Source organism: Psychrosphaera sp. B3R10 (assembly GCF_018861025.1).
Taxonomy (GTDB): domain Bacteria; phylum Pseudomonadota; class Gammaproteobacteria; order Enterobacterales; family Alteromonadaceae; genus Psychrosphaera; species Psychrosphaera algicola.
Map to the genome: position 1 here is coordinate 80,972 of NZ_JAHKQH010000037.1, position 14,211 is coordinate 95,182.

At 39.4% G+C, this 14,211-nt stretch carries 10 protein-coding genes; 6 read left to right on the forward strand and 4 right to left on the reverse strand.

What is annotated here, in order from left to right; genetic code table 11:
• Window positions 1-142: 142 nt before the first annotated feature.
• Together prsT and KO525_RS13410 are read left to right on the forward strand one after the other, a co-directional pair.
• On the forward strand, window positions 143-2,929 hold the full coding sequence (prsT, locus tag KO525_RS13405; protein WP_215964333.1) for an XrtA/PEP-CTERM system TPR-repeat protein PrsT: 2,787 nt from the start codon (window positions 143-145) through the stop codon (window positions 2,927-2,929).
• 270 nt (window positions 2,930-3,199) lie between these two features.
• Window positions 3,200-4,345: a hypothetical protein gene (locus KO525_RS13410; protein WP_215964334.1), complete on the forward strand. Its 1,146-nt coding sequence runs from the start codon at window positions 3,200-3,202 to the stop codon at window positions 4,343-4,345.
• Between the two features lie 143 nt (window positions 4,346-4,488).
• On the opposite strand, the gene KO525_RS13415 is transcribed toward KO525_RS13410, so the two are convergent.
• A complete protein-coding gene (locus KO525_RS13415; RefSeq protein ID WP_252736764.1) occupies window positions 4,489-6,654 on the reverse strand; it encodes a tetratricopeptide repeat protein in 2,166 nt (721 codons plus the stop codon).
• A gap of 272 nt (window positions 6,655-6,926) precedes the next feature.
• On the opposite strand from KO525_RS13415, the gene KO525_RS13420 reads away from it, so the two are divergent.
• Together KO525_RS13420 and KO525_RS13425 are read left to right on the forward strand one after the other, a co-directional pair.
• On the forward strand, window positions 6,927-7,469 hold the full coding sequence (locus KO525_RS13420; RefSeq protein ID WP_215964335.1) for a DUF4287 domain-containing protein: 543 nt from the start codon (window positions 6,927-6,929) through the stop codon (window positions 7,467-7,469).
• A gap of 68 nt (window positions 7,470-7,537) precedes the next feature.
• The gene (locus tag KO525_RS13425; RefSeq protein WP_215964336.1) at window positions 7,538-7,783 is read left to right on the forward strand and encodes a Rho-binding antiterminator; all 246 of its coding nucleotides are present in this window, start codon (window positions 7,538-7,540) and stop codon (window positions 7,781-7,783) included.
• Window positions 7,784-7,844: 61 nt separating this feature from the next.
• Here KO525_RS13425 and KO525_RS13430 read toward each other — a convergent pair whose 3' ends face one another.
• The 3 genes from KO525_RS13430 to KO525_RS13440 form a co-directional block, all read right to left on the reverse strand.
• The gene (locus KO525_RS13430) at window positions 7,845-9,185 is read right to left on the reverse strand and encodes a magnesium transporter (RefSeq protein WP_215964337.1); all 1,341 of its coding nucleotides are present in this window, start codon (window positions 9,183-9,185) and stop codon (window positions 7,845-7,847) included.
• A gap of 227 nt (window positions 9,186-9,412) precedes the next feature.
• Entirely contained in the window at window positions 9,413-11,044 is a 1,632-nt protein-coding gene (locus KO525_RS13435; protein ID WP_215964338.1) for a phosphoethanolamine transferase, read from the reverse strand.
• A 302-nt stretch (window positions 11,045-11,346) separates the two neighbouring features.
• Window positions 11,347-11,943, reverse strand: coding sequence for a cyclic nucleotide-binding domain-containing protein (locus KO525_RS13440; RefSeq protein ID WP_215964339.1), 597 nt, complete (start codon window positions 11,941-11,943; stop codon window positions 11,347-11,349).
• A 124-nt stretch (window positions 11,944-12,067) separates the two neighbouring features.
• On the opposite strand from KO525_RS13440, the gene KO525_RS13445 reads away from it, so the two are divergent.
• Together KO525_RS13445 and KO525_RS13450 are read left to right on the forward strand one after the other, a co-directional pair.
• Window positions 12,068-13,204, forward strand: coding sequence for an SPOR domain-containing protein (locus KO525_RS13445; RefSeq protein ID WP_215964340.1), 1,137 nt, complete (start codon window positions 12,068-12,070; stop codon window positions 13,202-13,204).
• Between the two features lie 99 nt (window positions 13,205-13,303).
• Entirely contained in the window at window positions 13,304-14,209 is a 906-nt protein-coding gene (locus KO525_RS13450) for a LysR family transcriptional regulator (protein ID WP_215964341.1), read from the forward strand.
• Window positions 14,210-14,211: the final 2 nt, after the last annotated feature.

Consider the following 14,211-nt stretch of genomic DNA (forward strand, 5'->3'; position numbering starts at 1 on the left):
TTGTTGTATCAGGTGTTATCAATTGAAATTTTACAAATACCACAATGTTCATAGATCACCTATGTATAGCGAACACTGTCATCATTGGCTACTATATAAGCAAAGTGAATTTCCGTAACCATTTATTAAAAATTGAGTGTATATGCGATTACTGTTTATTGCACTGTTACTGATCTGCCTATCAGGGTGTGACCGTAATACCGACAAAAATTACCTTGCACTTGGTAATGCTGCGATGGCACAAAATAAATATGCTATTGCCGTAATCGAGTTTAAAAATGCAGTGCGTCAGTCTCCCCAAAAAGGAGAACCGCGATTTTTACTCGGACAAGCTTATTTGGCGTTAGGGCAATTAAATCTGGCAGAAAAAGAGTTTAAGCGGGCATTAGATTACAACCACCCAAATGAACAAGTAGTGCCACTACTGTCGGTTTTGTATCAACGAATGGGAGACGATAAATCCTTATTTTCACTGAGTAAATTTACTAAGGGATTAAAGCCTAAGCAATTAGCGCAACTGACATTTTATCAATTACAAAGTTATGTTCGGGTTGGGCAACATAACAAGGCATTTACATTAATTAATGAAATAAAGCGCCTGCCAAATTCAAATGAATATGGTCAATTAGCGTTAGCTTACGATCTTGTGCTCAGTAATAATTTACAAGGTGCAAATTTACATTTGGAGCAAGTCCTTGAAACCTACCCGAATCAGAAAGACGCCTTGTTACTTAAGGCGCAACTGCACCTAAACCTACAGGAAGTTGCACAGGGGGTCGCTGTCTATCAACAATATATCGATGTTTATCCGGATGCAGACGAAGTTAAACTGACGCTAGCACGACTTTACAGTGATTTTAATTTACCCAATCAAGCTGAGCCCATTGTAGATGACTTGCTAAATAAATATTCTAATGTCGCATTATTATTGCAACTGAAAGCAGCAGCTCGTTTAAACGATAAAGACTACTCAATTGCATATGATTATGCAGAACAAGCAATAACACTTGATACTGAAGATACATCGGCTCGCCTTATTGCGGGGATCAGTGCCTATTTCAATGGCGATAAAGAAAACGCCCATCGACACCTCAGTCTCATTGCTGGTTTTTTACCAATTGAACATCCGGCTTTACGATTGTTAGCCGACAGCCAACTTTATTTAGGGATGTCACTCGATGCGAACGATACGGCGAGCCAATTTAAAACACTGTCTGATGAGGATTCGGGCTTGCTTTCCAAAATTGGTCAAGCGCTGCTTAAGCAAGGTGAGATTAATAAAGTAAAAACAATATTGGATAAACAACCTGACAATATCGTCTCACCAAAATCGCTAACTAATGTTGGTTTACTTAAGTTGTCCCTCAGAGACGTAAGCGGTCTGCTGGATTTGGAGAATGCGGTGGCAAAGCTTGAGTTTGAAGGAAATGAACATACAGCGGAACAACTGCAACTCACTTTGGCGCAGGCATACCTTAATAATAGGCACTATGACAAAGCACTTTTGCTTGCCGATGAATGGCAAAATAACAATAAACTAAGGCAACATCAGTTTTTGCTTCGTGCCAAAATTTATCAAAAGCAAAAAAAGTTTAACGAAGCTAAGCAAGCCTATCAGCGTGCATTGGACATAACACCAGATAACCCAGCAATTCAATTAGCGGTCGTCAATTCGGTACAACTTAATAGCAGAAGTGTCGCAGAATCGGCGTTAAACAAAGTGCAATCGATTATTAATCAGCACCCTGATTTTATCCCGGCGATTATCCAATATTATACGTTGAGCAAACAACTCAACCTACCTGACAAAATGGTCAATCATCTGCAAGCCAGAATTAAGGACAATAAAAACCACAAACAACTTGTGATTACGCTGGCAAAAATTCAATTATTTGAAGGACAAGCTGAGAAGGCTATAAAGTTGTTTGAACAGATAAAGTCAGATAAACCAGAGTCTTATTGGCGACATTTAGCGATGGCTTATTCAGCAAATCAACAATACGACAAAACAATGCAGCTATATGAGACATGGTATCTTGCCAGTCCAAATAACCCGCAGACAATAATTGGGCTGCTGCAGGTATTGCAAACAAAAGGGGAGCTCGAAAGCGCGTTGCAACTTAGCCAGCGGTATCTATATGAACTTGGCGGTCGTAATTTAGAGATACGATTAATGTACTTACAACTGCTTACGCAAATGCAACAATTTGAGCAAGCCGAAACATATTACGCCACGTTAACCGATAGCATAAAGCAATTACCTTTTGTGAAAGGAATAAAAGGGCAGTTGTTGTTTCATCAAGGGAAAGCATCAGAAGCATTGGAAAACATTACCTTTGCTTATGAAGCAAACCCAACTCCACAAAACGCCGGTTTTATGGTCGCAGCTCATTTTAAGGTCATATCACACAACGATAAAGTGAATGCCTTAAAGCCCTTACACTTTTTGAAAGAACATCTTAAAAGACACCCAAAAGACATCATCAATACTTTATATTATGCGCAGTTACAAACTGGCGTAGACAATGAGGAAGCGATTCGTTATTTCCGCAAAACCCTTATTCTTCAACCAGATAATTTTGTAGCACTTAATAATATTGCCTACTTACTTTTAGAAGATAAACAGCTTGAAGAAGCCTATCAATTTGCGTTAAACGCGTTGCAGATCCGACCTAAAAACATAGACGTACTAGATACAATTGGAGAAATAGCGCTTAGATTAGACAAACTTGATGAAGCATTAGCACATTATACTGAGGCGTATAATCTAGTGCAGGGGAGTTTACCAGATGATGTATTGGTGAATTACTTTGAGGTTTTGTTTCGAACTGATCAAACCAAACTCGCCCAACGCCGCATTAGCCAACACCCGTTAACCGCGCGAAAAGAACAAGTTCGTTTAGACCAATTGTTACAACAATATTTGTAGTGAAATGTGTCAGTTAACTTTACACATTTAGTTTTACTCAAATACATCAAAAGTTAACTGGTTGAATTTTAGTCAATATATTCAAGCGGACTGAAATATGCATTGTGATAAAAATTTAATACATAAAAAGTACTGAGTGCACATGGCTTCATTTTGAATACAAAGTGGCACTCGAGGAATATGGTAAAACATTGCCAAGAACCAGTATGAGTAAACTAGGTCATTAGGCCTTGATTAACGTTAATTAACATAAATTAAATGGAAGCTATTATGACAGTTACAGCTCGGCCGAAACTTTTATTGTTTGTTTTTCTCCTAATGTTTTTGTGGGTAGAAGTCGCAGAGGCACGACTATTTAGAAGCTCGGGCAGGGCTGAACGTGCCGATGTTTATTCAGAAACATTTTTTTACGTCAATAACCAATATTTAAATGATGTGGGTATTTTAACGACGGCAATTAATAGCGGCCAAACTGTCGACAGTATCGCTCCGTTTGTTTCAAGGGGCGGCGGAGCAGAGGGATTAGACGCCGTTCCATCCGAATGCGTTAATGGCTTTTCGAGGTTTGATGAAGCGGATGTCTATGCAGCTATAGATAGGCTTGAAAATGATTTACAGAACAACATCATCACCCAAGCTGAATATGATACAGAACTTGCTGAACAACAAGCAATAATAGCTAATGACCCCTGTGTTTGGGAGTTTGAACAGGGAGAAGATTTATTTACGTGGGGCGCTTTTAACCTTTATTTTAATAACCCAGAAGTAAATTACGATGTGAGTTGGAATATTATAGGACAAGGAAAAACTTGGGATAACCTTGCTGGCACAATAAACACCGATCCGGCGCTCGTAGACCCGTCAGACCCGGGCGCGGCAATCGAATTTGGGTCAGTTATGTTAAACATGGCTGCACCAGTAGATTTATTGCCGGGGGATTATCAAATTAACGTTGAAGTTAGTATGTCGTCAGTTGACGGTCAGTTTTTCTACGCCACAAATAAAACCGACGATGAAGTTGAAATACAAGAGTTATGTATTGATAACCCACTCCATGGGACTTGGGTAGATGACTTTAATGCGATGTCTCAAATTAGTGACAATGCAACTTATAATGCCTGGTTAAACAATAACCCAGAACCTGACAGTGAGATTTGTGGCTATAACAGTGCGAGGGAAGTAGATGATGCAAACTATGTTTATGTAAATAACCCTTATCTTGAATATGCAAGCACTCCTACCTTCTTTTGGTCAGACTTTGAAACACTGCGTATCTTGCCATCGAGCAATCAGAACGCACCGACACCTGATCCAGTTGATGTTAATGCACCTGCATCAATTAGTTTATTTGCAATCGGGGGGCTCGGGATATTATTGAGACGCCGCAGCATCAAGCGGAATAACAATAACATTTAGTCATTGTGGGTCTGGATAACATACGATTGAAAGGGCATATATTATGAATATGCCCTTTTTTGTGGAGATGGCCTATCATTTGTAACGGCCTAAAGCGATTAGCAAAAAGGCGTGTTGACAGCGCGCTCTGATTTTGGTCAAAGCTATTCTACCGTTTTATAAAAATCTCGAACCTCTTGACGTTGCTTACTAAGCTCATTTTCTAAAAACAACATCTGCTCCTTAAATTTCGGTTCGTCTTTAATACTATCTAACAATGGGTCTATGTGGGTCCACCATTCTCGCCAACCGTTTTTTATGGCAGTCTCAAGGTTGCTTAGCGCTGAATTAGGATCACCATTGAGAGCGGCTAAACGGGCTGCTAGATAATCGAGTTCAAAATACTTAATAGAAGAGTCAATTTGATCGTTTTTCAACGACTCACATTGTTGGTGAATTTTGTTAAATTGCTCTATTTGACCTAATTGCTTATGAGCCCAGGCAATCTCGATTGCCGGTGAACAATATGGCATTGAAAATTTATCGGTTTCTGAAAGACCAGCTTGTTTTTCAGTGAGCAGAGTGACTGCTTTGCTTTTATCTCCCACCATGGCGTTGTACCAACCTGCTTCGAAGGCAACCCAATAATCGTCTGGGTTTGCTGCAACTTCAAAATCCATATTTTTAAACAATTGCTGATAATTTTTTTCTATCAATAACAGCGTTGCATCATAGATCGGATCATCTGTTAACGTTCTTATGATATCTGTTAATTTAAGTTGAAGAAGAGAGCCAATTAACTTGATTTTAAGCTCTTCATTTTCAGGAGAAAGCTTATGAGCAAGATAAGCCTCTTGAATAGAAGCACTATAATTGCCTTGACTAAAATAAATACCCGCGAGCCCTGAATGAGATGAAGGGAAGTCTGGATAATCGATTAGCAGTTGTTTATAAATGTCTTCTGCTTCTTGATATCTGCCACGTATCTCTAACTCAACACCTAAGTTATAAGTTGCACTACGAAATAGGGGGTCGAGCTCGTTCGCTTTAATTAGAGCCGCAAATGACTCATCAAAACGTTGTAGTTCAGCTAAAGCACGCGACTTCCACATATATGCAATGGCTAAACTTGGGTTAAGTTCTATGGCTTTGTCAAAAGCCCCTAGTGACTTTTCAAACTCATCTCGGATCATTGCGATATACCCTACTACGGCATAAGCTCGGGGCATATTGGGCTGACGCACGAGGGCTTTTTCGACATTACGCTCGGCAAGTGTTGCGGCAACATCGTTGGCCAAAACCCCATATTGTGTTGAACCATCTCCCAACAGCGCCAAAGTATCCGCCAAACTAACATAGGCTTGGGCATATTCAGGGTCTAGCGCAATGGCTTGCTCAAAAAGCTTTCTTGCCTCTTTGAAACTTTCCGTGGTTTGCAGTCGATAGGCTTCGCGACCTTTAAGGTAGACGACGTAAGCGTCAGTGCTATTGGTCGCTGAAAGCGAACGCAACGAACCCGATTCGAGGTATTTGTCTTGTAATAAATTAACAACCGAGCGACCTATTTCTGACTGCAGATCAAATATATCTTTCATTTCTCTCAGAAAATTTTCTGTCCAAAGTGTATGACCGTTTTTAGTGTCTAGGAGTTCTACCCGAATTTTGACTCGATTGCCGACATTAACCACCGAACCTGAGAGCACGGTTTGCACATTAAGTCGTCTACCAATATCAACAGGGGAAAACCCTTTATCTGTAAGAACCTGCGACGACCTTGAGGCGGCCACTCGAAATCCGTCGGTTTGCCCTAACAAACTCGTGAGTTCCTCGGCCAAACCTATGGCCAAATATGATTGGTCTTTGTCGGCACTTTGGTCAACAAACGGCAATACAGCAATTGAATCGGCAGACACTATTTTAACTAACCCATCTGCTTCTATATCTTGGCGGTCTTTCACGACATGAAAATATTGATAACCGATGCCCAAACTAAGTGAAATAATCATGACTAACCCGACCCAACTTCCCCAACCAAGAGGCGGGGGGATAACGGGCTCGCCGTCTTCGTCAAAATCAACTGTAGCAGTACGTACCCATGTTGAGTTAGTAAATTGAAAATGCCAAGAGATGTAAATAACCACTGGAAAAAGACACAACAAGAAGATAAACATGAAGGCACCGACAATGACATCGATAATCATTAATTGTGAAGCAACATCGAGAAATTGAAGTAACAACCAGCAAGAACCAAGGTATGCGACGCTTGTTCTGATCACATTACGACGACGCAACTCGGTAAGGAATTTTCCCAAAAAAGTACTTTTAGTCATATTAGGCCGTTATTTAGAATTTAGTAGGATTGGTATAATCCTTTATCTGCTTTTATAGCATAGTAATTTACATAAATGTATAAATCACGTGTTGTGGACAATGCTGATTTATATCTATAAAAAGGTGATTTTAGTTTCTAATCATTTGCAAAATCATTTTCAATTGTCAAGTTGTTGACTAAGCTTAGCTATGTACCAATTACCCCTAAAAGCGATTTAGATAGAAATAAATTGCTAGGTAACTTACGGGGTTAAAATTAAAAGTGAACACTATGGATAATGCACTTCAAACAATGATCAATAATATGCCTGAAAAAACAGGTAAAAGTCTCGAGCAGTGGATAGATATTTTGGCTAATGAAACATTTGAAAAACACTCAGAGGCGGTTAAATACTTAAAAACAGAACATGGAGTAACCCATGGTTTTGCTAATACGATAGTGACCTTAGCAAAAGAGAAAAATGAACCACAGGTTGATTTAGTTTTGACTCAATACCAAGGTAAAGAGTCACTCAAGCCTATGTATGACAAACTCATCACACTCGTCGAAAACTTTGGTACTGACATTGTTATCACCCCTAAAAAAGGCAGCGTAAGTTTAATTCGAAAAAGGCAGTTTGCTTTAATAAAACCGGCGACAAAAACAAGAATAGATTTAGGCTTAAAACTAAAAGGCGTTGACGTTCAAGGAAAGTTAGAAAACTCGGGTCCATTTGGCACTATGTGTACCCATAGAATACAATTACATTGTCTAAGTGACATAGATAATGACGTTATTCAGTGGTTAACGTTAGCTTACGAGCAATCGGTCTAAACACCTATGCATAGTTTTAAATTGTCCTTAGTTAATCGCGCTACTTATATTAGGGAAAAGTCAGTTTTATGATCAGTTGTAATCACTACGATTATATCGAAATTGCTTGTATGAACCGTTACCCCATTAAGGTTGTAATGAAAACAGGCGATGTGATAAACGGAATTGCATTAGACACTGCGCTCAATAAGAAAAAGCAAGAGTGCATAAAAATACATGTAAATAATGCCGATAGGTTGGTTGTGTTAGACAACATTTCAACGCTAGAGGTGAGTGTCAAAAATCCACATTTCCAGCGGGTTTCGTTTGATTAAAGCGAGAGGAATGGGTTGGTAACTTGTACAAAATAACCAACCGCTTTTCTAACACGTATCATCAATTAATCAAAAATAGGGTGCCGAGCCCTAAAAAGGCAACAAACCCAACGATATCGGTGACGGTGGTGAGAATGACCGCGCCAGATAAAGCGGGATCTATTTTTAATTTCTCTAAAATAACCGGCACAAATACGCCAGCAAATGCCGCCGCCACAATGTTGAATAAAATCGCAATGCCAATAACAATGCCAAGTAAATGATCACCAAACCATAAAAACGAGACTAAGCCAATAATAGCGGCCCAAATTACACCGTTAAGCCCACCTACCTTTAGTTCTTTGATTAATAGTGCCTTTACGTTTGCGCTGGTGACTTGCCCTAAAGCTAACCCTCGAATAATAAGGGTAAGTGTCTGACTTCCCGCAATCCCGCCCATACTGGCCACGACAGGCATCAATACCGCTAATGCAACGACTTGTTGCAATGTTGCTTCAAACATGCCGATAAATGCACTGGCTAGAAATGCGGTAAGTAAATTTATCCCAAGCCACAATGCTCGGCCTTTGGCACTTTTTTTAACCGAAGAAAATAAATCTTCATCTTCATCCATACCCGCTGATGCCATCATACTTCGTTCGTACGACTCGTTAACAATCTCACTCGCGGTTCGCACATCTAAGCGGCCAAGTAATTTGCCAGTATCATCGAGAACCGGTAAAGATGAATAACCAGAATTTTGTACTTCTAACGACGTTTTTTGACAGTCGTCATTGGCGTTGAGTGTATTGATGGACTCTTCGGCTAAATCAACCAAAGGAATATGTTCCGGAACCCCAAACAACTTATTAAGTTTTACAGCGGCGGAAAACATTCCTGCCCGGTTAACTAAAAATAAGGTGTCGATATGCTCTCCAACTTCCCGTCGCAATAATCGATTCGAGTCTCTGATCCGGGCCGTGATTGGCAGCACTAAATAGTCTGGATTTAACCAATGCCCAGTTTGTTCTTCAGTAAACTGACTTGCTTCAAAGAAATATTGTTTCTGCAGTTTATCCATCGCCGCATAGGCACGCTCGACGAGTTGGTCTGGTAGAGACTCTGCAAGTTCGAGTAAATCTTCTGCCTCAATATCGAGAAATAAATTATCCCAATCTTCTTCATCGGTTTCATTGATGATTGTCTCGCGCGGATCGCCACGCATAGCAATTAATACATCGAGTTTTTTATGTGGCTGAATATTATTCCACACATCAAGTCGTTGCTCTAAAGGCAATGATTCCAGCAATAAAGCGAGTTCATTTTCATCTTTAGCAGCAACAATTGAAGGCATAAATTCATTGTCTTCATCGTTAGAGGCTAGAATTACCTCTTCGATTAAGTCTGGTAGTTGTTCAGCCATAACGGATCATTCCTTATCGGTACGATTTCTGGGGGCTTTTGTAGGCATTGGAGAGTATGCGCAAGATCACAAAAACTGTTTTCTATTTTGTCAATTATAAAACAGGTTTAGGCATTTAAACGATAATAAAATCAATTAATTATTATTGAATGCAATATTAAGCTCAATTAGGGCTAACTGATTTCAGCTCTGGGGGGATAAAACCACTAAATTGAAAACCTGTCGAATTAAAGTCGACAGGTTTTAAGCGGGTCGTTTTTAGCGTTGTAAGTTGTGGTTTTTACTTCAGCAATATTCATGATTAAATCAAACACAATGTCATGGGTGAGTTTTTTCTTTGCGACCTTTGTAAGGCACGTAGGATCAAATGATGAGGCCATGTTATTGCTCCAGTAAATCATTGGCACATGGATTTGTTCTTTTGGTGCAAAAGCGTACGGTAAGCCATGTAAATAGACTCCATTTTCACCAAGAGATTCACCATGATCGGATATGTATAACAAGGACGCTTCTATGTCACTTTCTGAAGTAATCAGTTTTAATTCTTCAATAGTCTTAGCGATAACAAAGTCGGTGTAAGCAATTGTATTGTTGTAGGTATTTACAACTTCTTTGTGGTTGCAGTTTTGTAAGTCGCTACGTTGGCAATCTGGTAGAAATATTTGTTTTGATTGCGGGTAACGTCGGTAATAGGTGGGACCGTGAGACCCAATCATATGCAATACAATGAAGGTATTGTTATTGTCTAGCTGACTTAATTTTGCTTTTAAGGGTTCCAATAAGATTTCGTCATAACAATATTCGCCATCACACAATTCGTGGTCTGAGTAAGTTGGGATCTTCGTCGTTTCAATTCGTGCACAAACGCCTTTACAACTGCCATTATTATTACTTATCCAAACAACATCTGCGCCGGCTTGTTGAACGATATCCAATGCATTTTGTTGAGCCGAGGCCAAACGTCGACTGTAGTTGCTTTTGTTTAGTCTGGAGAACATACAAGGAACTGAAATTGCCGTTGCGGTACCGCACGAATACATATTAGAAAACGACACAACCCCGAGTTTCTTAGTGTAAGGGTTTGTCGGTTTATCATAGCCATTAAGGGCAAAGTTCTGAGCGCGAGCGGTTTCACCCAAAATTAATACGGTGACGTGTTTTTTCTTATTAACACGATTAAAGGTTGGTGTCGCGTCGAGTGTTTTAAATTTGAGAGGTGAATAAAAATAGGTGTTTTTAATAAATTTCTGAGTCGCATCGACCATTTTGTAAGGGGTGATATAACCTATTAAATCTTTGTTATTACGGCCAACTGAGGCGTAATGTGAGTAGAACAATGCCGCAATAATCGTTGCGCAAAGAAAGCTCAATGATAGCAATTTTAGTCGACTTAATAGTTCTTGGAAAAATGGTTTATACGTTATGTTTACGAGATAAATAATACCGGCGGGGAGCAGGCCAAAAATGGCAAAAAACAGCACAGCGTACAAATTTAGGTAAGACAGAGCTTCTGCGGTATCGGTTTCAAATGAGTTTTGCACCATACCGTAGTCAAACACTATGCCATATGACACCGTACCGTAAAAGATCAGTGCGGAGGTCATTGTTGTAAGAATTAAGATTGGTTTTGTTAGCCATTTAATGGCTAATGGAGCTTGAAAAAGGACAGTTAAACTTAATAAAAATAACGGAACAGAGCACAAAAAAAACACATTGTAGTTTTCGACTTCAATAATAGCTTGCGATGTTTTTGTTAAAAACGGTAAGTTTAAAATTAACGCAATATAGCAGCAGGATGCAAATACTACTTGGTTCGCAGTAACGGTTGTATTCTTAAAAAACAAAATTACTTTGTTCAATTTTTCATTCCCTATAATGCATAATTAGAGTGTTTTAACAACAATTACGAACAGCAACGTTATATTAAAGCGGGCATACCATAAAAAAGCTTTTGCTATATGTCTACCGATTTATGACAAAGAAGGGGACTTTCAGTATATGTTAAGCATTTCTTAAGCATTTCTTAAGCGTTTATTAAGAAAGTGCTGCATATCAAAGTGCTTGATGTGAATTTAGCTAACAAACAGGTGCAAAACGGACGTATTTAAGTTGATACTCAGCGGTAAGTTAACCAATCAGTCTGTTGTTTTTTATTGTGGCATTATCGACCTTTTAATGGGATATCCAATCGGTGTGAGCCTTTTTGAGTAGCATCCTCTTTTGATTGACCTTTAACATTGTCACCGTTTTCCGTCGTAATATCGGTACCTTCTATTGCGGCGTCTGTTTCGTATTTAAGAACTTTTTCTTCAAGGTCAACAATTTTGGTATTTTGAGCGACGACTCGGTCAACTAATCCAGAGATGATTTTGCTTTTTATGCCTTCTCTTACTTTTATCGGCAATTTGTCGAAAAGCTCTTTGGTGATCCGCAACGCAATAATTTCGGTAAGTGTTTTTACTGTTGCACTTCTCGGTTCGTTACAAATGAAGCCAACTTCACCGATAAAATGACCTGGGCCAACATTCGCTACGTGCTTTTTATTTATCGTAACCGATACGTCGCCGCTTAATAAGATGTAGAAACTCGAGTCGTGTTCGCCACGACGAATGAATATTTCGTTTTGTTCTATCATCACCACAAGGTTAGGCAAATTGGCAATTTCGTTACGTTCACGAGGGCTGAGGGCTTTAAATAAATCGACCCGATTTAGAAATTCAACCAACTTTAATTTTGATACGTTATTAATTCTTTTCACAAAATAATTCCTATTTGGGCGTAAGCAACCATACTTAATATTCCTTGTTGAACCTTGTATCATTAAAGCTTTGGGTCAATATGACGATAAAATACTACAGCATGACGAGAGTTGAATCCATTAAATGAATACTGTGTTATTAAAATTAGAGCTTAAAGATAAGCTTAAGATGCTCAAAAACATCCTGCTGGCAACATTCTGTTGTTTTGTCTCGGTTGGTTACTCCGCTGAGCAGCAAATCTTATATTCTAATTGGTCTGCAGGTATCAATCTGGCGCACTACCAAGCGAACACTCTAGAAGCAGTGGACTTGTCATTTGAATATGCTCCATGGCAAACAAATGGCATGACCGGTTCGTTCTCATTTGAATATCTCGATGCATTAGAAGTTCCTACTATTACCGGTATTGAGGAGACCAATTTTGGCTTTGTAAAAATTGGAATGGGATACCAATGGTATTTGTCTAATTGGCAAATTGTGCCTCAAATTAATCTACTCGTGGCGACTAAAACATTACCGGAATTACCAGCTGCGGCAACCGATAGTTACCCCGACAGCGGTGACGTAATGGGTCAGATAAGTATCGCCACTTATTATGAAATCAATGATAGATGGCGGTTTACGTTCTCACTAAAACGAATTATTGATAACACTTCAGTGTTTGATGGTGAGCAAATTTCGTTGGGTATAAACTACCGTTTAGGCAAAGTTGTTCGTTCGTTACCCGCTAGATATTCAAGTGACAGTCGCGTGACCCGAGAAGCCGATAGTGGAAGCCAACAATCTAATCTAGACAATTCAACTGCAGCTATAGCCGAGGTATCTCCAACGGCGTTCCAAAATCGAGTATTAACTGGAATAAATGCCCAACAAAAACAGCACCGGGTGGAGCGTGAACAACATAAAAACGAACTAAAACCGCATGCGGTGTTAAGTGCGGCATCACCTGTAATGAATTCCCAACAAGAATTTCAAGAATCAGATAGCAAAGGTGAAAAAGTTACTGATAAAAACATGCGCTATTCGGTTCAAATTGGCAGTTTTAAAAATGTAGAATCGATAGGTTTATTTGTCAAAGCACAAAAATTAGATATATCGAGTTTATATACGGGAACCTATGGCAAATATTATAGACTGCTATATGGTGAATATAACAACCGAAAAGTTGCCCAAATCGTCTCAGAACAACTTTTGTTAGATGGGATTGATAATTGGGTGGTCAAACTTGATTTCAATAAAATTGATAGCTATAGAAAATAACCAGCAATTAAAGTGTGAGTGTGAATGCCACTTTTAGTATTTCAGTTCAAATTTTCAGTGCACTATATGTTTGTAACCCGCACCGCTAGGAATCGTTAGATGGCATTTGATAGTAAATTATTAGACGGCATGGTCATATTTGTCGAAGTTGTTGATGTTGGTAGTTTTACATTAGCCGCTCAACGCAGTGGTCACTCAACTTCTTACATTAGTAAAGAAATAAACAAACTAGAAAACAGACTGGGCGTACGATTACTGCAACGTACGACAAGAACGATTAGGTTGACCTACGAAGGTGAAATTTATTACCAACAAGCTCGTCATATAATCGATAGCGCACAACAGGCTGTCCACGACCTAAGTGGCCGACAAGCAGAGCCGCAAGGAGAACTAAAAATTAGCTGCCCGGTGAGTTTTGGTCTATCTCGCATTCGCCCCATAATTGCCAAGTTTATGGCGAAGTACCCTCAAATTACCATTAATGTTGATTTGAGCGACAAAAAAGTGGATGTAGTTGCAGATGGTTTTGATGTGGTTATTCGAGCGACCAGTCAACTTCAAGACTCTAGTTTAGTTTGTCGTAAATTTATGACAGCTAAAGCGTTAACTCTCGCTGCACCGAGTTATATAAAAGAATACGGTATGCCGACCACACCGCAAGATTTGGCTGAACACAAGGTATTAACCTATAGCTATTTGAAACATCCACAGATATGGAGTTACTTTGACAGTGAAGGGCGCGAGCAACTGGTGCATCTAAAAACGTCAGTTACCTCAAGTAGCCCTGAATTGCTGCTCGAGCTTTGTGTTGCGGGGCAGGGGATTATTAGGCTTCCAACATTTAATCTTACTGACGAGTTAGACAATGGCACGCTGGTACCAATGTTAAATGACTACGGAATGCCCGATATCGGGGTCTACCTTATTTATGCCAGTCGGCAACATTTACCTGCAAAAATTAGAGTGTTCATTGACTTTATTTTAGAGGAGCTCGGCAACAGTTAATG

What these genes read in the sequence shown, in the direction of transcription:
- KO525_RS13430 (WP_215964337.1), bottom strand. Translation starts at nt 9,185, where the DNA reads ATGGCTGAACAACTACCAGACTTAATCGAAGAGGTAATTCTAGCCTCT.
- KO525_RS13415 (WP_252736764.1), bottom strand. Translation starts at nt 6,654, where the DNA reads ATGACTAAAAGTACTTTTTTGGGAAAATTCCTTACCGAGTTGCGTCGT.
- KO525_RS13420 (WP_215964335.1), top strand. Translation starts at nt 6,927, where the DNA reads ATGGATAATGCACTTCAAACAATGATCAATAATATGCCTGAAAAAACA.
- KO525_RS13445 (WP_215964340.1), top strand. Translation starts at nt 12,068, where the DNA reads ATGAATACTGTGTTATTAAAATTAGAGCTTAAAGATAAGCTTAAGATG.
- KO525_RS13450 (WP_215964341.1), top strand. Translation starts at nt 13,304, where the DNA reads ATGGCATTTGATAGTAAATTATTAGACGGCATGGTCATATTTGTCGAA.
- prsT (WP_215964333.1), top strand. Translation starts at nt 143, where the DNA reads ATGCGATTACTGTTTATTGCACTGTTACTGATCTGCCTATCAGGGTGT.
- KO525_RS13410 (WP_215964334.1), top strand. Translation starts at nt 3,200, where the DNA reads ATGACAGTTACAGCTCGGCCGAAACTTTTATTGTTTGTTTTTCTCCTA.
- KO525_RS13425 (WP_215964336.1), top strand. Translation starts at nt 7,538, where the DNA reads ATGATCAGTTGTAATCACTACGATTATATCGAAATTGCTTGTATGAAC.